The sequence below is a fragment of the Roseivivax sp. CAU 1761 genome (assembly GCF_054482755.1).
Genome location: NZ_JBTLRM010000019.1, coordinates 37,300 through 55,821 on the forward strand (window position 1 = coordinate 37,300; position 18,522 = coordinate 55,821).

The following is an 18,522-nucleotide window of genomic DNA, read 5'->3' on the forward strand; positions in this document are numbered from 1 at the left end:
GTTTTCCATGGCGCCCGACAGCTCCAGGCTCTGCTCAGGGCCACAAGGCGGAGAAAGCCGAAGTCTGAGAAGTTTATCCATTCCGATCAGGGCAGCCAGTTCACCAGCATGGGCCGCTTTCCTGAAAGCTCACGACCTCGAGCATTCCATGCGCCGTCGAGGCAGCCGCCACGACAATGCCGTCGCCGAGAGCTTCTTTAACCTGCTCAAGCGTGAGTGGATCAGGCGGCGCACCTACCGCACTCGAGAGGAAGCGAGGCGAGACGCGCTCGACTACATCGAGATGATCTACAACCCGAAGCGCAAGCACGCGCGGAACGGAATGCTGTCGCCCCTCGAGTTCGAGCGGCAGCAGAAACTGAGGCACGAGGGCGTCTAAGAAACGCGGGGCTATTCAGTCGCGTCCCGGCGGAGAACACCTCGAACCGATCGCCCGGTTATTTGCGCAGCAAGGTTTCAGCGAAGATCGACCGGGCCGAGTTGCAAGTGCAGATGAAGACATCGAACTTTCGGTCAGACATCGCTGCGGCTCCCTCGAGCAGAGTTAAGGGCCGGGGCAGGGAAAGTTCCGGGCGCTCCGGGCGTAGTCGAGGCCAAGGCGATCTCTCGGGCAGTCAGCGAGGCCGGACTGCGCCGCTTCTTGAGGCGAAGGATTGCAAGCCTCCTAGGGCGTCCATGGGCTGTGAGTTGGATGATGTTGTTCGTTTCCATTTTTTGAGAATGTACGAAATGTCGACGTGGGCAGCACGCTGCGGAGAAGGGCAGGAGCCTGGCCGTGCGTCTTACAAGGTAAGCCCGCATGCGCAGGACCACTGATAAGTAAAAATTTGTCGGACATACCCGCTTACCTGCGCCCCTTGACCGTGAATTTTTATTACAAATATTGACACATCTGGCGCATGCCCGTAGGGATCAATCCAGCGCCAAGGGGACGTCATGTGCCTCGCGCAAGTTTTCGCATCGGCGCGATGCCGCCGGGACGGATCGAGGGCGAGACCGAGCCCGCTTCACCCAAGGCTGGCAGCCGCACACCATAGGAAGAGACAATGAGCGAATACATCCTGTCGGACGAAACGCGCGAAAAGTTGCGCCAGGTTTCCACGGCCTCGGTGGCCACGGCGCTCTACAAGCGGGGCTTGCGCAACCAGTTCGTGCAGGGCGTTACGCAGGTCGAGCGCAAGCCGGTGACGATGGTCGGTCAGGCCTTTACCCTGCGCTACATCCCGGCACGCGAGGATCGCAACCCGATTACCGTATTCCGCGATCGCGACCACAAGCAGCGCATTGCTGTCGAGACTTGCCCCAAGGGCCAGGTGCTGGTGATGGACGCGCGCAAGGATTGCCGCGCCGCGACCGCCGGCTCGATCCTGGTCACCCGGCTTCAGAACCGGGGCGTCGCGGGCGTGGTCTCGGATGGGGGGGTTCGCGATGCCGCAGGTATCGGCGCGCTCGACATGCCGGCCTATTTCGCGCGCCCTTCGGCGCCCACCAACCTGACACTGCACGAGGCGATCGAGATCAACGTGCCGATCTCTTGCGGCGACGCGCCGGTTTTCCCCGGCGACGTGATGCTGGGCGACAGCGACGGTGTGATGGTGATTCCGGCGCATCTGGCCGAGGAGATCGCGGCGGAATGCACGGAGATGGAAGCCTACGAGGACTTCGTGCTCGAGCGTGTCAACGAAGGCGCGGGGATTATCGGGCTTTATCCCGGAACCGATGAGGAAAATCTCATGAAGTACAACGAGTGGCGCGGAATGAAGGGACGGTAAGCATGACGTTCAATCCACACGGAGAGCATTGGATCGCAGGGCAGCGCGTCGGCGCGGAAACCACATTTCCTTCCGCTTTGGCTAGCGGCGAGGCTTTTGAATACGCGATGGGCTCGCCCGAACTGGTGGCCGAGGCCTGTGCCGCCGCCGATGCGGCCTTCCCCGGTTTCGCCTCGGCCACGAGAGAAGAACGGGCGAGACTGCTCGAGACCATCGCTGATGAGATCGACGCCTCCGGCGATCAGATCACCGAGGTTGGCGTCGCGGAAACTGGATTGCCCGCGGCTCGCCTGGTGGGCGAGCGCGGACGCACCACCGGGCAGCTTCGCCTTTTCTCGGCACATATCCGCGATGGAAATTACCTCGATCGTCGCCACGACGGACCGTTGCCCGACCGCCAGCCACTGCCCCGGCCGGATCTGCGGATGATGCAGCGCCCGGTGGGGCCGGTGGCCGTCTTTGGGGCCTCAAACTTCCCGCTCGCCTTTTCGGTTGCCGGTGGCGATACCGCAGCGGCGCTGGCCGCGGGCTGCCCGGTCGTCGTCAAGGGGCACGAAGCCCATCCGGGCACGAGCGAGGTCGTGGCTGACGCAATCGTCTCGGCGCTGGACAAGCTGGGCATGGATGCCGGCATCTTCAGCCTTGTCCAGGGCGGAAACCGTGCTGTGGGCGCGGCGCTCGTGACAGATCCGCGCATCAAGGCCGTCGGATTCACCGGCAGCATCGGCGGCGGACGCGCACTCTACAATCTGTGCGCCGCTCGCCCCGAGCCGATCCCGTTCTACGGCGAACTGGGTAGCGTTAACCCAATGTTCGTCCTGCCCGAGGCCGCCAACGCACGGGGTTCGGAGCTAGGTATTGGCTGGGCAGGCAGCCTGACCATGGGGGTCGGTCAGTTCTGCACTAACCCGGGGGTCGCCGTCGTGATCGACGGCCCCGGGGCCGATGCCTTTGTCGCGGCTGCAACGCAAGAACTGACGAGCGTGGCGGGGCAGGCCATGCTGACCGAAGGCATAGCGGAAGCCTATCGAAACGGCGCCCGCCGGGTGTCCGAAGGGGTGGGCGTGAAATCACTGCTGACCACCTCTTGCGACGGCCGTACAGCCGCGCCTTATCTCTTCGAGGTGTCGGCCGAACTCTGGCTGTCCAATGAGGAGCTGTCCGAAGAGGTTTTCGGCCCGCTAGGGTTGATAGTTCGCGTCAAGGATAAGGCGCAGATGCTTGAAGTTGCATCAAGTTTCAGGGGGCAGCTGACCGCGACGATCCAGATGGATGATGGTGATATCGGTCTTGGACGCGATCTGCTGCCAACGCTCGAACGCATGGCGGGACGTGTGCTGGCGAACGGTTTCCCGACCGGCGTGGAAGTCTGTGACGCCATGGTGCATGGCGGTCCGTACCCGGCCAGCACCAACTTTGGCGCCACCTCGGTCGGCACGTTGTCGATCCGCCGATTCCTGCGCCCAGTCTGCTACCAGAACATTCCCGAGGCGCTTCTTCCGTCTGATCTCGTCGACGTGTGACGATGCCGGCACCCGCCAGCGGGGTCCGCGCCCTTCGATTGGCAGCGCGGTTCCAGCTGGTGGGTGCCCCCTGATATAACATATATTTACATTTTGTTTGGGCTTCGGCCACGCCCGTTGCAAGTCCCGCCCGTTTTTGCGACCCTCTGACATTTTTCCTGAGCAAAATGAGGCACAATTAGTAAAAATATGTATTGATTTGTAATAAGGACGCCTCTATGGTCCTTGGAGACGTCTGGAGGGCCCACTGCATGGGGCGAGGCTCAGGTGTCGCCAACCGGTAATGAGGGAGAGGTTACCAGGCGTTCTTCGTGTCGCGGTTCTGCCGCACCGCAAAAACCGAGCCCGAAGGGTTAGGGCGCGCGGAATGCCGGCCATTGCGGATCCCAAATTTCCGCTCTGACCGCTGCGCGAGCCGTGGGGAGCCCATCGGCCGCGCTGCCCGAAAGCCAATTACGCGACGGCGCGCAACCGACGGCCTGTGCCGCAGGTCAACCAGCTTCTCCAGGCGGGTCTGGGAAGCGATATCTTTAGGAGGAACAGAAACCATGTTTTCAGGAAACGTGAAAAGCAAGATCGCGCTGGCTTTGGGGGCCTGCGTGGTGGCCGCTTCGGCGGCTGCCGCCGACTTCCCAACCCGGGATATTCGGCTGATCGTACCATGGCCTGCAGGCGGCGGTGCAGATGCGATTTCGCGCAAGATCAGTAACATCGCGGAGCAAGAGCTGCCGCAGTCGATCTACGTCGAAAACATTGCCGGCGCCGTTACTGCGACCGGCCTGATCCAAATGACGAATGCGCGTCCCGACGGGCACACCATTGGCGTGTTGACCTACGACAGCGTCATCACCCTCCCGCGGGGGCAGATGGTGCCCGGCTACGCGCTGGACAACATGAAACTGATCGCCCGCATCACCACCGAAGCCGACGCCATCGTCGTCTCCAAGCACACGGGTATCGAGACCTTCGAGGAGCTTGTCGCGCGGGCCAAGGAGAACCCGGGCGAAGTGCGGCTTGGCGTGGCCCCCAAGGGCTCGGGCCCCTACCTGTCGGCCATGCAGCTCGAAGAGCTGCTGGACGTCGATTTCAACGTCATCACCTATGCCGGCTCGTCGAGCGCCGAGGCCGAGGCGCTGCTGTCGGGCGAGCTGGACGCGGCGATCTCAAGCCTCGGAGATTTCAGCGGCATCATCGAATCCGGCGATGCCAAGGGCGTGATCGAGCTGTCGTCGGTGCAGAACGAAACCTACACCGACGTTCCGACGATCAAGTCCAAGGGCCACGATCTGCAAACCGGCAGCTTTCTGATCCTGGCAGCCCCGGCGAACACTCCGGACGAGGTCGTCGAGACGCTCGAGACCTCGTTCAAGGCGGCCTATGACACCGACGAATTCCAGAGCTGGCTGGCTCAGGTCGGCGTGACCGCCGACTGGCTGGGCTCGGACGGGGTCGAAGAATGGATCGACGGTCTGCAGACCCGGACGTTCAAGTTGATGGACGATCTGGACCTGTGAATCCAAAGCATGCCTCCGGTTTCGGACCGGAGGCATGTTTCCGGGACCCCGCGCGGGTTCCGTCGCGTACAGGCGGCCGCTGCAATGAAACTCTGACCGGTCGGGACGAGCGCATTGATCACACGGGCCAGCCTTTCGCGCCAACCCCCACCTCAACATCGCGGGAGGCGTCGATGCTCATGAACCGGCATCTGTTATTTCTCTATGTCACTCTAGCCATGTCGGTCGGATACCTCATCTCCGCCATGAGCCTGGGGGAGCCGTTTTCCTCCAGTGGCCTGACGCCTTCTTTCTTTCCCATCGTCGTGGGTGCCACAGCCATCGTCTTCGCCAGCATCCTGATCGTGCGGAAACTGCGCGAGGCTCCTGCCGAGCAACGCGCAGATGGCCACGGCACCTATACCCACCTGTGGGTCATCGCCGCGATTTTCGCCTACATCACGGCGTTCAGGACCGCAGGGTTCTTCCTTTCGTCTTGGATGTTCGTCTTCGCGCTGATCCTGCTGTTCTCGGCCTTCGAAAAGCTCGTGCAAAAGGCTTTCATCGCGGCGGCAATCGTCGGGCTGACCTACCTGATGTTCCAGCATTTGTTCGGCGTCCGTCTGCCGACGATTTGGGGTTGATCATGGATTTCATTCTGCAAGTCTTCGGCAGCTTCAGCCTGCTGCTGGACCCGCTCAACCTGACCTACGTGATCCTGGGCTTCGTGATCGGCACGATCTTCGCCGCCATCCCGGGCCTGACCGCGACGCTGGCGATGGCCCTGCTCTTGCCGGTCACCTACACGCTAAGCGTCGAAACAGCACTGATGGCCTGCGCCAGTATCTACATGGCGGGGATGTGCGGCGGGTCGATCACCGCGACGACGATCAACATCCCTGGCGCGCCCTCATCGATGATGACCGCACTGGACGGCTATCCCTTGCAGCAGCAGGGCAAGGGCGCGCTGGCACTGGGCCACGCTGCCCTCGCCTCGATGTTCGGCGGTGCCGTCGGTGCGCTGCTGTTGATCGCGCTTGCCCCCTTCGTCGCTCAGCTTGCGCTATTGGTGAAGACGACAGGCAAGTTTTCTCTGCTGGCCTTCGCGATCATCGTGGTGGTGATCGCTCAGCGAGGGCGTATCCCGCAGGCCGGGCTGGCGGCCTGTATCGGACTGATGTTGGCCACCGTCGGACTGGATGCGATGGAGCCGATCACACGTTTTACCTTTGGCTACAGCAACCTGACCGCCGGAATTGCCTTGATGCCCGTTATCATCGGGACCTTCGCCATCGCCGAAATCCTGACGCAGGCCAGCTCGTCCAGCGACATCAGCGCCGCCACCGCCTCTGCGAGCAAGACCAAAATCCGGCGCAAGGATTTCGTGCCGCCGCTCTCGCAGATCCGAGAGATCGGCCTCGGATGCTACCTCAAGTCCTGCTTGATCGGCTATTCCGTCGGCACGCTGCCGGGGGCAGGGGGATCAATGGGGGCGTTCCTAGCCTATACCGAAGCCGTCCGCACGTCGGACGAGCCCGAGACCTTCGGCAAAGGCAATCCGCGAGGCATCGTCGCATCGGAAAGCGCCAACAACGCGGTTTGCGGCGGAGCCATGGTGCCGATGCTGACCTTCGGCATCCCCGGCGATCCGATCACCGCAATCATGCTGGGTGTTCTCGTCATCAATGGCATACAGCCGGGCCCGCAGCTGATGGCTGACCAGGCCGGGCTGATCGCGCCGATGCTCGCAGCCCTGCTGTTCAGCGCCGTGGTGCTCATCCCGCTGACGCTTTACCTGATCGGACCGTACTTCATCCGCATCGTCCTGATCCGGAAGGACGTGCTCTATGCCGTCATCGCCCTGCTGGCCGTCGTCGGCAGCTTTGTGTCCACCTACTCGACCTTCCAGATGTTCATGGCCCTCGGCATGGGGGTCCTGGCGTTCTATCTGCGGCGCAACGGGTTTCCGGTGATCACCATGCTGCTGGGCTACATCCTCGGACCCAACCTCGAAGAGTTCCTGCGGCGCTCGCTGGCGCTGTCGAACGGCGATCCGACGACCTTCGTGACCAATCCCGACAGCCTTTTCTTTGTCGTGCTGACGTTGGTTTTTGTCTACTTCCTGGTGATCCGAAAGCCGGCCGGGACTCCTGAGGTCGCCCAGACGAAATAATCAAGCGCTTCGGGGCCGCCCCATTCCCGCGGGCGGTCGCGCGCTTTGTGAGCTCGCTGATGGCGGTGGCTGCATCGTTGGATTGCGCGGTATAATCAGGCACTGCACACGTTTCCGGCAAAGACAAGGAGATCACGTTGTCAGATACGAGGCGCCCTTCGCTGGCGGATCAAGTGTACGACCAGCTACTGCGCAAGATCCTCGAGGAGGAGTACCCTGTCCATAGCAGGTTGCCGACCGAAGAGGCGCTGGCCAAGAGCTTCGCCGTATCACGTCCGATCGTGCGCGCGGCGCTGTCTCGATTGCGCGACGATGGCATCGTGCAATCGCGGCGTGGCTCCGGGAGCTATGTTCTGAGGAGTCCTGACCGTCAGCTGGTCAGCTTCGTGCCGCTAGATTCCATCTCGGACGTTCAGCGCTGCTACGAGTTTCGCATCGATGTCGAGGGGGCGGCAGCGGCTTGGGCCGCGCGGCGGCGCGATGACGAAGACCTGGCGGCCATGTACGCCGCCTATCAGTTGATGGAGCAGACCTACCAGCAGAACGCGCTTGGCGTTGATGCCGACCAGCGGCTTCATCTGGCTGTGGCACGGGCCTCGAAGAACCCGTTCTTTTCCTCAGTGCTGGAATCGCTTCACGAGCAAATTGCCTTCGGCGTCAAGCTGTCGCGCTCGCTGACCCTGCTCGACACCCCCGGGCGGCAGGAACTGGTGCTGGCCGAACACCGAGCGGTACTCGACGCGATACGGCTGAAACAGCCTGAGGTGGCACAAGCAACGATGCGCCACCATATCACGGCCGCGAAGGATCGGATGTTCGTAGGCACGCAGGAAGATTGATGTCCCTCCGCGCTTATTAGTTCGCCGATGAATGTACCGCCGTTCCACCGGAAACCCGAACGATTGCGGTTTGAGCTTGGATGAACTCTCGAGGCGAGCGCATTTTCAGACCTGCGGGAGGTCCGTTCGACGGTCGAACGATCCGGTCGGCCGCTTCAATGGCCGGCGACCTCCGCCCAGATCAGCCGGATCGACAGCAGGGCCAGGAGCACGAGGATCGTGCGGTCGAAGACCTGCGCGCCGACCCGTCGACCGATCCGGTCGCCCAGCTGCAGCGCCAGCAGCATCGGCACGAGCGTGGCGAGACCTAGAAGCGCAAGCGGCGGCGTCAGCAGACCCAGCGGCAGTTGGACCGCCGCCTGTGCCAAACTCATTATCGCAAAGTAACACGAAATGGAGTGAATAAATGCGCCGCGCGACAGCCGCATGGCGCTGAGGAACGTCACCGAGACCGGCGAGGAAATGCCCATCGCGCCTTGAAGCACCCCGCCGGTGCAGCCGGCCCAGCCGACGAGGCGATCAGCCTGTCCCGCCGTGATCGCAGCGTCCGGCCGCGCTATCCGTAGCGCGATGTAGCACAAAATGAGCGCCGCCATCGCGAGTTGCACAGCCGAAAGCGGCAACCGAACCAACAGTACCGTGCCCACCGCCGCGCCGAGCGCTCCCCAAGCGGCGAAGCGCCAGCCGAATCCGCCCGCGACGGCCTCGGCGCGGTGCCGCCAAATCTGCCAGACATTGGTAACGATATTGGGGGTCACCATCAGCGCCACCGCCACCCGAACGTCGTAGACTGCACTGATCACCGGGATGGCGACGACCGGCAGCCCTGCGCCGGTTGCCCCTTTCACGAGGCCGCCGAGGAAGAGCGCGGCGAAAACCGCCGCCAGACCCTCCGGCGAGTCGAGGGGCACCAGCGTCACCCCGACCGGCCGTTCAGCGCCGCTCGCGGGCCGCGCCCGCGCAGCAAAAGTCCTGCCCCGGCAAGGATCGCGATGCCGATGATGTCGGTGGGCAGCGACTGGTACATCAGCAGCCCCCCGGTCGCCGCGAAAACCGCCCGCAGTGCGGCGTTCAGGGGCCGTACGTAGTAACCTGTCACGGCGATTGCGAAACAGAAAACCGCTGCCAGCCCCGACGCCGCCGCCAGAGCCACTTCGTGCCAGCTGCCGTCCATAAGCAGACCGGGGCCGAAAAAGAACATATAGGGCAGCACGAAGCTGGTAATGCCATAGGCGAAGGCGGTCCAGCTGGTGCGATTGATCTCGGCCCCGGCGATGCCGGCTGCCACGTAGGAGGCCAGTGCCACCGGCGGCGTGATGGTGGATATGCAGCCGTAGAAGAAGACGAACAAATGCGCGGTCATGACCGGAACACCCATCTCGACCAGCGCTGGGGCGACCACCGTTGCCAGGATCAAGTAGGCCGCGGTCGTCGGCAGACCCATGCCGAGCACGATTGAGGTCAGCATGGTCAGGAGCAGCGCCGCCACCGGCAGACCGCCCGAGGCAGCCACGATCAGGCCCGAAATCTTGGATCCCAGCCCGGTCATTGCCAGTACTCCGGCAATGATGCCTGCGGCTGCGCAAGCTACCGCAATGGACATCACCGACATAGTGCCGGCCTCAAGAGCCTCGAGAATGCGTGCGCCAAAGCGGCGGGCGCTCGCGAGGTCGCGTAATTCGTAGAACGCGCAGCCCAACAGCAGCGTGCCGAGCGCAACGAACGAGGCGCGGAAGGGCGAATAGCCCTGCACCATCATCGCTACGAGCAGCACGAAGGGCACCACGAAGCGCAATCCCGGCAACAAGACGGCGGCAAGGCTTGCCTGCGCACCTTCCGCGTCGCTATCGCCCGCATCGCCCGCACCGATGCCAAGCCGCACAGCCTGGAGGTGGACCACGAAGAAGATCGAGGCGAAGAAAAGCAGCGCCGGAATCAGCGCCGCCGCCATAATGGAAGCATAGGGGACGCCGATGATCTCGGCCATAATGAAGGCCGCGGCGCCCATCACCGGCGGCATGATCTGCCCGCCGGTCGAGACCACCGCTTCGATAGCCCCGGCCTGGTGCGGCTCGTAGCCCTCGCGCTTCATCATCGGGATCGTCATCGTGCCGGTGACCGCCACATTGCCGGCCGCGGAGCCGGAGACCATGCCGAGAAGGGTGCTGAAGATCACCGCGGTTTTGGCGCCCGCGGCGCGCGCGCCGCCGGTAATGCGGCGCGAAATCTGGAAAAAGAATTCGCCCGCGCCGAATGTCGACAGGAAGGCCCCGAAAATCGAGAACATGATGATGTAGGTCGCCGAGACCCCCAGCGGGATGCCGTAGACGCCCTCGGACGAGGTGGTGAGAAATCCCGCCAGACGCTCTACCGGGTAGCCGCGGGCGGCGAAGACACCGGGAAGCCACGGGCTGACCAGCGGATAGACCAGAAAGGCCGAGACGATCAGCGCCAGGAACCAGCCGATCTTACGCAGCGCCGCGATCATCACCAGAGCGATCACCGCCATGCCGACCAGCGCGTCGGTGTGCGTCGTCAGGCCGCCCGACAACGCGATGTCCATCCAGCGGTCGTAAAGATAATATCCGGTCGCGGCGGCCGCCAGGGCGAGCCCGAGGTCGATGGCGTGACCGATCCGGCCCTGGCCCTCGCCGCTTTCCGCGCGGGATCGGGCGAGCGACAGGAAGACCAGCACCAGCATCACCGAGAGATGGGCGATGCGAACTTCGAGCGTCGAGAGAGAAACCCACCCCGACACCAGCGCCAGATGCCAGATCCCCAGAAGGATGGCCAGCCAGCGGATGACGAAGGCGAGGGAAAGGTGAGCGGAAGCCATGGCGGTGCTGCCCCTTTGGCCAGGGCGGCGCCGGCCGGGGCCGCGCCGCGCGGATGCAAGTGTCGGGCGGCCGGGGGAGGGCCGGCCGCCGACGGTGGCGTCAGCGGCTCTCGTGGAACCGTTGCGCGCCGGGGTGCAGCGGCACGGCAATGTCGAAGGCATTGTCGGCCACGATCTGTTTGGCGTTGGCGTTCTCGGCGGCGAATTCCTCGAGATTGCCGTAGACCGCCGCGGTAATCGCGTGGGCGCGGTCCTCGTCCATGTCGGCATGGACGATCAGGATGTTACGGGTTCCAAGTGCCCGGCCTTCGATCGGCGCGGCGTAGGTGTCGGCGGGCACCTCGACCGGCGAATAATAGGGATGCGCCTCGATGATCCGCTCCATCGCCTCGTCCGTGATGGGCACGAAGGCCAGCTCGTTGGTGGTGCTGGTCTGAATTACCGCCGCGGTGGGATAGCCCGCCAGGGCGATGCTGGCATCTACGGATCCGTCGGCGAGCTGGCTGAAGCCGTCGGAATAGGACAGGAAGCTCGGCGCGATGTCCGAAAACTCCATGTCATGCGCCTCGAGCACGTTTCGCAGCAGGTTGATGGTGCCGCCACCTGCGGGGCCGACCGCGACGCGCTTGCCCTTGAGGTCCTCGACGCTCTCGATGTCCGAGCCGGCCAGAGTCGCGATGTGCAGAATGCTGGAGTGCAGGGTTCCGAGCGCGCGCAGGTCAATCGCCGTGTCATAGGGCGGCTGTCCCTTGAGCGCGTAGAACGAGGTGTTAGCATTGCCGATGGCCACGTCGACCTCGCCGCTGCCGACGAGGCGCGGGTTCTCGGTGCCGCCCTGCGTCACAACGGGCACCATGGTCAGCCCGTCGGCGTGTTTGTTGACGAGGTTCGATATCGCCTGACCCACGGGGTAGAATGCGCCCCCGAGGCTGGCAGTGCCGATGCGCAACTCTTCAGCTGCGACGGAGGCGGCGGGGCCTGCGACGGCCGCGCAAAGCGCGGCGCCGGTGGCAAGGCGTCGTATGATTTTCATGGCTCCTCCCAATAAAAGACTGTCTCCCCTGCCTCGATCTTCTCGATATCGAAGCCTAAGTCAACATTTTTATCGATTTTTGTAGCCGGAGGAATAATTATCGATTTTTATTGCGATCCGGACGATGTCGGATACACTGGCCCGAGAAACCTTGACGGGAGATCTCACCATGACCACCAGCATTCGGCGCGTCGTCACCGGCCACGACGCCGCCGGCCGCGCCGTCGTCGTCTCCGACGCGCCTGCGACCTGCATATTGCAGCGACCCAACCGCCCCGGCGTGACGCTGACCAACTTCTGGCAGACGCATGAAACCCCGGCGCCCTTCGACGGCCCCGAGGAAACCGTCGATGGACCGCTCGTCCTGCACCCGCCGAAGGGCGGTTCGGTCTTTCGCTACGTGACCTTCGAGCCCGAGGATCCCGAGGTTTTGAAAACTCTCGACGGCCGTGCGGCCTTTGCCGAAATGGGCGCCGCGGCGAATATCCAAGACAACGACCGCCATCCCTTCATGCACCGCACCGACTCCGTCGACTACGCGGTGGTCGTCTCGGGACGCATCAAAATGCTGATGGACGATGAAAAGGACGATGTGGAGCTGTCGGCCGGGGATGTGGTGATCCAGCGCGGGACGAACCACGCCTGGTCGAACTGCTATGATCAGCCGTGCACGATAGCCTTCGTGCTGATCGATGGCACCGGAAGGCTTCCGGGAGGGCAGGGATAATGTTCACGCTCTATCATGCGCACCATTCGACCTGCAGCCAGAAAGTCCGCATAGTGTTAGCCGAAAAGGAGATCGAATTCGATAGCCGCCTCGTGGATCTGGCCAACAAGGGCCAACTCAACCCCGAGTATCTGAAGCTCAACCCGAACGGGGTTGTGCCGACGCTGGTGCACGACGGCCAGCCGATCATCGATTCTAGCGTCATCTGCGAATACCTTGAAGAGGTCTGCCCGGAGCCGGCGCTTTCGGGGCCCGATGCGGCATCGCGCGCGCGGATGCGTGCCTGGATGCGGTTTCTCGAGGAAGTGCCTACCTACGCCGTGCGCGTGCCATCGTTCAACCGCGCCTTCCTCGACCGTTTCGACGGGCTGACGAACGAGGAGTTTGCCGAACAGCAGGCCGGACCGCGTCCGCTGCGCAAGCATTTTTACCTCAAGATGTCAGAGCGCGGTTTCGACAAGGCTGCGGTGCAGGAATCTATCGACCAGTTGACGCTCACCAGCCAGCGGATGCAGCGCGCTCTGGAGGCCGGACCATGGCTCGCGGGGGAGCGCTTCACGCTGGCCGATGCGGTTGCCGCGCCGCTCATCGACCGGACTCATGATCTTGGCATGGCGTGGATCTGGGAAGAGGATTACCCGCTGGTCGCTGACTGGTTCGAACGTCTTAAGGCACGACCGGGTTACGCCAAGGCGATGTATCCCGGCACGCGATTGTCCGAAACCCACAAGCTACGGGCGCTGCTGGCCGACGACGCGACCGAGCCGGTATGAGCCGGACCCAGAAACCGGCGGTTGATTCCGGCAGGAAAATCGATAATCCTGCCGGAATGGTCCTGGAATCCTATCCACCAAACGGAACCCCCGACGGGTCCGCCACGCAGCGCGCCTACCTGGAGTTGCGCCGGCTGATCGTGCTCGGGCGGATCGCCCCCGGGGAGAAGCTCAAGATCGACGGGCTGCGCGAACGGCTGGGCCTGGGCGCCTCGCCGATCCGGGAGGCGCTGAGCCTTCTGACCTCCGACAACCTTGTCGAACGCATCGATCAGCGCGGCTTTCGCGTCGCCACGGTAGGGCCCGCAAACTTCCATGAGATCCTGCGTCTACGGTGTACCCTTGAGGATATGGCGTTGCGTCAAAGCATCGCGCAGATGGATGAGGCGCATGAAGAAGCTCTCGTGCTGGTGCATCACCGGATGGTGCGCCGCGCCGGCGGCGAGGCGGAGGCCTTTGAGGAGGCTCATAAGGAGTTCCACATGGCGCTTTTGGCGCGCTGCGCCTCGCCGATCCTCTTGAAACTCTGCTCTCAGCTCTACGACCTCAATATTCGCTATCGATACATCGCGGGAAAGTCGCTGAACTACGTCAAGCGCAACGTCGCGGAGGAGCACGAGTATATTCTTGAGGCGACAATCGCGCGAGATGCAGACCTCGCCTCGGCGCGGCTATTGGCGCATTACCGCCAAACCGGCGCCTTCCTGGCCGAGCTGCTTGAGGACCGGCCGAACGCTGTAATCGGCTGAGGGCGCCCCCGTCCGGGCGCGCCCTCAGCCCGCAACGCTCAGGCGCCGACCGGAGCGGATGACATTTGCGCCGGTGTGGCGGGACGGTCTTCATCCACGATAGGGCTGCGGCAGATGCCGATGCCTTCGATCTCGACTTCCACAGTCTCGCCGGGCGTGAGCCAGCGCGGAGGGCTCTTGGCATGGCCCACCCCCGGCGGCGTGCCCATGGCGATCATATCGCCCGGCTCTAGCGTCGTGTATTCTGTAATGATCGCAATGGCTCGGCTCACCGACCAGATCATGTTCGCGGTGTTAGAGCTTTGCAGGATCTCGCTGCCGACACGGCTCTCGATCCGCAGGCCAGCTGCACCCTCGGGCAGTTCGTCCGGCGTCACGACCACCGGACCAATGGCGCCGGTGTTGTCGAAGTTCTTGCCCGGCGTCCATTGGTGGGTCTTGCGTTGGTAGTCGCGCACCGAACCGTCATTGAACACGGTATAGCCGAACACATGTTTCAGCGCGTTGGCTTCGGTGATGTGGCGGCCGCCGCGGCCGACGATCACCATCAGCTCGGCCTCGTAGTCCAGGCGTGTCGAACAGGCCGGGCGTACCATCGGTGCGCCGGCGGCCATGATGGAGTTCGGGCCGCGCATGAAAAGAGCCGGATAGTCGGGGATCTCGTAGCCACCTTCCTTGATGTGCTCGATGTAATTCAGCCCGAGGCAAATGATGCTGGGGGGTCGTGCGAGCGGCAGTTCCGGCGTGATCTTGTCGAGCGGCACCAACGGGCCCGCATCTTCGGCTCCGGCGATCTCCGCCATCAGATCCGGCCGGGCGATGAGTCCGGAAAGGTCTTCCCCGACATCGCCGAACCGGACGGTGAGGTCATGCGCGGCATCCCCCCGCACGAGAAAGACCGAGCGGCGGCCTGCATGGGCGCCCACCAGTAGTTTCATATCCGATCTCCTTGCTACTCAGTCAAAGTTAGCGATTATCCACATCTATTGCAATTAAAATCGATTTTTATGTAAGTCGCACTGCCACCGGGCCGGCGGTGCCGGCATCGCGGCATCAACGATGGGCAAAATCGATGCCGAAGTTGAGCCAACCGCCCGCCCGGCCAAGCATCGCTGGAAGTATTCGGTTGGCGGGGCCTTCGTTCATTTGGCAGTGTTGACATCGACGATGGGCTTGCCTGAGGCGGTCAGGGGACCAGGCGCTGCGCCGTGCTGGGGCACGAGATCCTGGGCCCCGCCTACGGCGCGGCCCGGGTTGCGGCGCAGACGTCGGGCGGGGCGGTGGCGCTGCGCGTCATGGCCGAACTTCTGGCCCAGATGCCCGGCCGCCCCACGGTCTGGCTGCAGACCCCGACCTACGGCAATTACGTCCCGATCCTGACCGCCGCCGGCGCCCGGTTCGCGCAGCTGCCCTATTACGATCCGATAAGGCGCGAGATCACCTTCGAGGCGATGCTGGACGGCCTGTGGACCGCTTCGACACTCTGGTTCTCGACAGCGTGCATGGTGCGCGGATCTTCGACGTGCTGAAGCCGAAGTTCGAACACGGGCTGCTGAAGCCCTTTCCGATCAATCCCAAGACGGTTTACGGGTTGGGCGACGCGGCGAAAGCCTACCGGTCGGTGCTGCGCTCGACCCCCGATCGCGTGATCCTGAAGCCCTGACATGCAGTTCGCGCGCATCTCGGATGCTTCGGCATACCTGGCGCCGGCCTGCAGGGGCGCGAGGCGAGCCTGACCGAGGCTATGTGGGTGGGCCTGTCCTCGGCCTTCGAGAAGGCCCGGACCTGAGCCTGAAGCGACACGATCCGGTTTGGCGGGAGCGAACCGCCAACTGACAGGCTCGCCATCAGCGCAATCGTTCAAAGCTGCTCGATCACGCGTCGTTGCCGTGGGCGGCGGGACCGTGTTCGGCGCGGTCAGCGGCGCCAGCATGGCCTCGGTCGCATTGCTGGGGTTGACCATCGCCCCGGAAATGCGCCGCATGGGCTACCATTCTAGCATGATTGCCGGCCCGATCCTCGGCTCCTCTGGGCTCGCCATCCTGATCCCGCCGAGCGCATTGGGTGTGCTCTTGTGATCGCTCGCAATGGTGTCGATCTCGAAGTTCCTGCTCGCCATCATCCTGCCCGGCCTGCCTGGCTGCAATTTACGCGCTCTATTTCTACCTCCGCGCCCTGACCCGCCCGGCCCTCGCGCCGGCCTACGAGGGCGAGAGCCTACCGCTGTCACAGCGCCTGCTCGGCACCCTGAGGTTGATCCCGCTGCTGCTGCTGATGGTAATCGTCACCGGCTCCATCTTCCTCGGCATCGCGACCCCGACAGAAGCTGCCGCTCGCGGAGTCGCCGGTGCAGCTGTGACGGTGGGCCTTTACGGCCGGCTCACCCTGCCGCTGCTCCGCGACGCCGCAATGAGCACCGTTACAACGACATCGATGATCCTGTTGATCATTGTCGGGTCTTCCGCGTTCAGCCAGCTGCTCGCCGGCTCCCAGGTGATCCGCGGCCTGCTCGATGCCGTGCTGATGATCGAGTTGACGCCGCTGCTCTTCGTGGTCATCGCCATGGGCATCGTGATGTTTCTCGGCTGCAATATCGGCGGCGTTTCGATCATGATGATCACGATTCCGGTGTTTTACCCGATCATCAAACTGCTCGGGATCGACCCGATCTGGTTTTCGGTCCTGCTCTTGATCCAGATTGAGTTGGCGACCATCACACCGCCATTCGGCTTCTTGCTCTTCGTGCTACAGGGCGTGCAGCCTGAACTTCATATCCAGGACATCTATCGGGCCGTTCTGCCGATCATGCTGATGCAGACGGCGCTGTTCGGTCTGCTTATCCTGGCGCCGAGCCTGACTAGCCTGCTGCCGGACTTGATGATCCAGAACTAGGTGAAGGCCGGCGATCCGGTGAGAGCCTGACCCTGCGGTGACCAGCGGCTAGCGTAGGGATCGGTTCCGGCCGCGCGGGCACTCTCCGCGAAACCAAGCACGGCTGATGCGCGGGCGGGGCGCCTCTCAAAACCGGGTGCTGAACTCGGCTTCGGTGAACCACGGCACGAAGTGCGCGATGTCTCGGAAGGCGGTCTCGCGAAGGATGTTCTGGACAATCCCGGCGACCTCGTCCCGCAGGCTGCCCAACTTCTCCGACCGACACATACGCGGGAATTACACCGCCGCGTCGTTTGAAAGGGGGCACATGGGTTCAGACCCTGACGTCAACTCGCGGACTTTTTGGTGGAGCGGGTCACAACGGTTCCCAAGTTCTGCTCCGGTGAAAGAATCTGGGAGAGAAGACGGCGCATTGCGGGATTTTTGTTTTCTTCAGTCCACACAACCGAAATCACAACCGGGCGGCCGACATCCTCTATGGGGACGAAACTCAACCCATGGCGCGGGGAATTTCGAATGCATTCCGGATATACAGTAATGCCGACCCCAGCGAGTATCAGGCTTAAAATTCCGTCCCGATTAGGCGCAATTTGTGAAACGGGTGGGTGGAAGCCTCTTTCGCGGCAGAGCGCCATAACGAGGTCGGTGTAATAACGCCACTGGTGACCACCGGTTACAAATGCCTCGTTTTCCAGTTCGGACAGGACAAGGCTCGGCCTCGATGCCAGGCGATGGTGACTTGGAAGCACTGCAACCAGCCCTTCGCTGTAGAGTTCGCGTTGGACGGTTCCCGGGTGTTGGGGCTTTCCGCTGACGAAGCCGATATCTATGTCCCCGATCTTAAGCAGTCGAAGCTGCTCCTGCGTCACCAGACCTTGAAGATCCAGGTGGACATGGGGATGCGCCTCGCTGAAGCGCCGCATGAACTCGGGCAGCCGCCCGACGATCGCAAAATCGATATATCCGATACTGATTTTTCCGGTGCGACCATCGGCGACATCCCGCGTGGCAATGATCGAGCGGTCCCGGTCTTCGAGCAGTCGGACGGCCCAGATATAAAGTTCCTCACCTGCAGCGGTCGGGCTTACCGACCGGGTCGTGCGGGTAAAGAGCGGTCGCCCGATCGCGTCCTCGAGTTCCTTGATGCTGCGGCTGAGCGCAGGTTGCGAGGAGTTCAGGACCTCTGCGCTCTTGGTGATGTTGCGCTGTTCGAACACGGTCCGGAAGGCGATCAGCTGGTGGAAGGTGGGATGGCTGGGCATGGAGGTCTTGATATGGCGGCGCGGGACTGTGGCAACGGAGTGTCCGCCCGGAGCGGGTGAGCGGCACTATGCGCCGCAGGACCGCGGCCGCCAACCCGCGTTAGGTAACGGCGGGAGAATAGTCGGTCGCGGTCTCCGCCGCCACTGCCATCGACTGCGCAAACTCTGTCTCATCCATCAGGACGATGGCCTTTGAGTACTTCGCCAGTCCGAAGGAGTCGGTCAGGTGCAGGTTCGCGGCAAGATGCGCATTGTCCGGCATTTCGTAGATGTACACCATATCGTATTCGCCGAAGGCGCCGAACTGGGCGATCGGCGTGCCCCCGAAATCGGCGATTGCCTTTCGGTGAATGGCAGCGCGTTCTCGCATGTCCGGCGCCTTCAACATCGCTGCCTTCTGGTCGTTCTCGTATTTTACGAGGTACAGGACTTTCACGGTCATTTCAGATT

The 18,522-nt window shown here is 63.0% G+C and carries 19 protein-coding genes and 1 pseudogene; 14 read left to right on the forward strand and 6 right to left on the reverse strand.

What is annotated here, in order from left to right; all coding sequences use genetic code 11:
- Nucleotides 1-21 precede the first annotated feature (21 nt).
- The 7 genes and pseudogenes from ACXYMW_RS12620 to ACXYMW_RS12650 all read left to right on the forward strand — a co-directional run.
- Nucleotides 22-379 (forward strand): annotated as a pseudogene (locus tag ACXYMW_RS12620) (IS3 family transposase); the annotation flags it as partial.
- Nucleotides 380-1,046: 667 nt separating this feature from the next.
- Entirely contained in the window at nt 1,047-1,772 is a 726-nt protein-coding gene (locus ACXYMW_RS12625; protein WP_459035684.1) for a ribonuclease activity regulator RraA, read from the forward strand.
- 2 nt (nt 1,773-1,774) lie between these two features.
- The gene (locus ACXYMW_RS12630) at nt 1,775-3,295 is read left to right on the forward strand and encodes an aldehyde dehydrogenase (NADP(+)) (RefSeq protein ID WP_459035685.1); all 1,521 of its coding nucleotides are present in this window, start codon (nt 1,775-1,777) and stop codon (nt 3,293-3,295) included.
- 548 nt (nt 3,296-3,843) lie between these two features.
- Nucleotides 3,844-4,809: a Bug family tripartite tricarboxylate transporter substrate binding protein gene (locus ACXYMW_RS12635; RefSeq protein ID WP_459035686.1), complete on the forward strand. Its 966-nt coding sequence runs from the start codon at nt 3,844-3,846 to the stop codon at nt 4,807-4,809.
- A gap of 173 nt (nt 4,810-4,982) precedes the next feature.
- Nucleotides 4,983-5,432, forward strand: a complete 450-nt coding sequence (locus ACXYMW_RS12640; protein WP_459035687.1) for a tripartite tricarboxylate transporter TctB family protein — start codon at nt 4,983-4,985, stop codon at nt 5,430-5,432.
- Nucleotides 5,433-5,434: 2 nt separating this feature from the next.
- Nucleotides 5,435-6,961, forward strand: coding sequence for a tripartite tricarboxylate transporter permease (locus ACXYMW_RS12645; protein WP_459035688.1), 1,527 nt, complete (start codon nt 5,435-5,437; stop codon nt 6,959-6,961).
- Nucleotides 6,962-7,134: 173 nt separating this feature from the next.
- A complete protein-coding gene (locus ACXYMW_RS12650) occupies nt 7,135-7,800 on the forward strand; it encodes a FadR/GntR family transcriptional regulator (protein WP_459035689.1) in 666 nt (221 codons plus the stop codon).
- A 155-nt stretch (nt 7,801-7,955) separates the two neighbouring features.
- On the opposite strand, the gene ACXYMW_RS12655 is transcribed toward ACXYMW_RS12650, so the two are convergent.
- The 3 genes from ACXYMW_RS12655 to ACXYMW_RS12665 all read right to left on the reverse strand — a co-directional run bounded on the left by ACXYMW_RS12655 (nt 7,956) and on the right by ACXYMW_RS12665 (nt 11,669).
- Nucleotides 7,956-8,720 (reverse strand): sulfite exporter TauE/SafE family protein, encoded by a 765-nt coding sequence (locus ACXYMW_RS12655; RefSeq protein ID WP_459035690.1) that lies wholly within the window; start codon nt 8,718-8,720, stop codon nt 7,956-7,958.
- Nucleotides 8,717-10,636, reverse strand: coding sequence for a TRAP transporter permease (locus tag ACXYMW_RS12660; RefSeq protein WP_459035691.1), 1,920 nt, complete (start codon nt 10,634-10,636; stop codon nt 8,717-8,719). Before ACXYMW_RS12660 ends, ACXYMW_RS12655 begins: the two co-directional genes overlap by 4 nt.
- A 100-nt stretch (nt 10,637-10,736) precedes the next feature.
- On the reverse strand, nt 10,737-11,669 hold the full coding sequence (locus ACXYMW_RS12665; protein ID WP_459035692.1) for a TAXI family TRAP transporter solute-binding subunit: 933 nt from the start codon (nt 11,667-11,669) through the stop codon (nt 10,737-10,739).
- A 169-nt stretch (nt 11,670-11,838) separates the two neighbouring features.
- Here ACXYMW_RS12665 and ACXYMW_RS12670 point away from each other — a divergent pair, with 169 nt between their 5' ends.
- The 3 genes from ACXYMW_RS12670 to ACXYMW_RS12680 are packed head-to-tail and all read left to right on the forward strand — an operon-like array spanning nt 11,839 to nt 13,918.
- Nucleotides 11,839-12,396: a cupin domain-containing protein gene (locus tag ACXYMW_RS12670; RefSeq protein ID WP_459035693.1), complete on the forward strand. Its 558-nt coding sequence runs from the start codon at nt 11,839-11,841 to the stop codon at nt 12,394-12,396.
- Entirely contained in the window at nt 12,396-13,169 is a 774-nt protein-coding gene (locus ACXYMW_RS12675; RefSeq protein WP_459035694.1) for a glutathione S-transferase family protein, read from the forward strand. Before ACXYMW_RS12670 ends, ACXYMW_RS12675 begins: the two co-directional genes overlap by 1 nt.
- Nucleotides 13,170-13,225: 56 nt before the next feature.
- Nucleotides 13,226-13,918, forward strand: a complete 693-nt coding sequence (locus tag ACXYMW_RS12680) for a GntR family transcriptional regulator (protein WP_459035695.1) — start codon at nt 13,226-13,228, stop codon at nt 13,916-13,918.
- Nucleotides 13,919-13,956: 38 nt separating this feature from the next.
- On the opposite strand, the gene ACXYMW_RS12685 is transcribed toward ACXYMW_RS12680, so the two are convergent.
- Nucleotides 13,957-14,856 carry a fumarylacetoacetate hydrolase family protein gene (locus ACXYMW_RS12685; protein ID WP_459035696.1) on the reverse strand — a complete coding sequence of 300 codons (900 nt, stop codon included), beginning with the start codon at nt 14,854-14,856 and terminating at the stop codon, nt 13,957-13,959.
- Nucleotides 14,857-15,126: 270 nt separating this feature from the next.
- On the opposite strand from ACXYMW_RS12685, the gene ACXYMW_RS12690 reads away from it, so the two are divergent.
- From ACXYMW_RS12690 to ACXYMW_RS12705, 4 genes are all read left to right on the forward strand, one after another.
- Nucleotides 15,127-15,447, forward strand: a complete 321-nt coding sequence (locus tag ACXYMW_RS12690) for an aminotransferase class I/II-fold pyridoxal phosphate-dependent enzyme (protein ID WP_459035697.1) — start codon at nt 15,127-15,129, stop codon at nt 15,445-15,447.
- Nucleotides 15,441-15,581 (forward strand): hypothetical protein, encoded by a 141-nt coding sequence (locus ACXYMW_RS12695; RefSeq protein ID WP_459035698.1) that lies wholly within the window; start codon nt 15,441-15,443, stop codon nt 15,579-15,581. The genes ACXYMW_RS12690 and ACXYMW_RS12695 overlap by 7 nt, the downstream gene beginning before the upstream one ends.
- 226 nt (nt 15,582-15,807) lie before the next feature.
- The gene (locus ACXYMW_RS12700; RefSeq protein WP_459035699.1) at nt 15,808-15,996 is read left to right on the forward strand and encodes a TRAP transporter large permease subunit; all 189 of its coding nucleotides are present in this window, start codon (nt 15,808-15,810) and stop codon (nt 15,994-15,996) included.
- Complete coding sequence (locus tag ACXYMW_RS12705; protein ID WP_459035700.1) at nt 15,983-16,810, forward strand: TRAP transporter large permease subunit; 828 nt, start codon at nt 15,983-15,985, stop codon at nt 16,808-16,810. Before ACXYMW_RS12700 ends, ACXYMW_RS12705 begins: the two co-directional genes overlap by 14 nt.
- A 326-nt stretch (nt 16,811-17,136) precedes the next feature.
- On the opposite strand, the gene ACXYMW_RS12710 is transcribed toward ACXYMW_RS12705, so the two are convergent.
- A complete protein-coding gene (locus ACXYMW_RS12710; RefSeq protein ID WP_459035701.1) occupies nt 17,137-18,072 on the reverse strand; it encodes a LysR family transcriptional regulator in 936 nt (311 codons plus the stop codon).
- Nucleotides 18,073-18,172: 100 nt separating this feature from the next.
- A complete protein-coding gene (locus ACXYMW_RS12715; RefSeq protein ID WP_459035702.1) occupies nt 18,173-18,514 on the reverse strand; it encodes a GYD domain-containing protein in 342 nt (113 codons plus the stop codon).
- Nucleotides 18,515-18,522 lie beyond the last annotated feature (8 nt).

Excerpts from the sequence above, each read along its gene's own strand:
- ACXYMW_RS12640 (WP_459035687.1), top strand. The coding sequence starts at position 4,983 with ATGCTCATGAACCGGCATCTGTTATTTCTCTATGTCACTCTAGCCATG.
- ACXYMW_RS12685 (WP_459035696.1), bottom strand. The coding sequence starts at position 14,856 with ATGAAACTACTGGTGGGCGCCCATGCAGGCCGCCGCTCGGTCTTTCTC.
- ACXYMW_RS12630 (WP_459035685.1), top strand. The coding sequence starts at position 1,775 with ATGACGTTCAATCCACACGGAGAGCATTGGATCGCAGGGCAGCGCGTC.
- ACXYMW_RS12710 (WP_459035701.1), bottom strand. The coding sequence starts at position 18,072 with ATGCCCAGCCATCCCACCTTCCACCAGCTGATCGCCTTCCGGACCGTG.
- ACXYMW_RS12625 (WP_459035684.1), top strand. The coding sequence starts at position 1,047 with ATGAGCGAATACATCCTGTCGGACGAAACGCGCGAAAAGTTGCGCCAG.
- ACXYMW_RS12645 (WP_459035688.1), top strand. The coding sequence starts at position 5,435 with ATGGATTTCATTCTGCAAGTCTTCGGCAGCTTCAGCCTGCTGCTGGAC.
- ACXYMW_RS12680 (WP_459035695.1), top strand. The coding sequence starts at position 13,226 with ATGGTCCTGGAATCCTATCCACCAAACGGAACCCCCGACGGGTCCGCC.
- ACXYMW_RS12635 (WP_459035686.1), top strand. The coding sequence starts at position 3,844 with ATGTTTTCAGGAAACGTGAAAAGCAAGATCGCGCTGGCTTTGGGGGCC.
- ACXYMW_RS12665 (WP_459035692.1), bottom strand. The coding sequence starts at position 11,669 with ATGAAAATCATACGACGCCTTGCCACCGGCGCCGCGCTTTGCGCGGCC.
- ACXYMW_RS12675 (WP_459035694.1), top strand. The coding sequence starts at position 12,396 with ATGTTCACGCTCTATCATGCGCACCATTCGACCTGCAGCCAGAAAGTC.
- ACXYMW_RS12670 (WP_459035693.1), top strand. The coding sequence starts at position 11,839 with ATGACCACCAGCATTCGGCGCGTCGTCACCGGCCACGACGCCGCCGGC.
- ACXYMW_RS12660 (WP_459035691.1), bottom strand. The coding sequence starts at position 10,636 with ATGGCTTCCGCTCACCTTTCCCTCGCCTTCGTCATCCGCTGGCTGGCC.
- ACXYMW_RS12715 (WP_459035702.1), bottom strand. The coding sequence starts at position 18,514 with ATGACCGTGAAAGTCCTGTACCTCGTAAAATACGAGAACGACCAGAAG.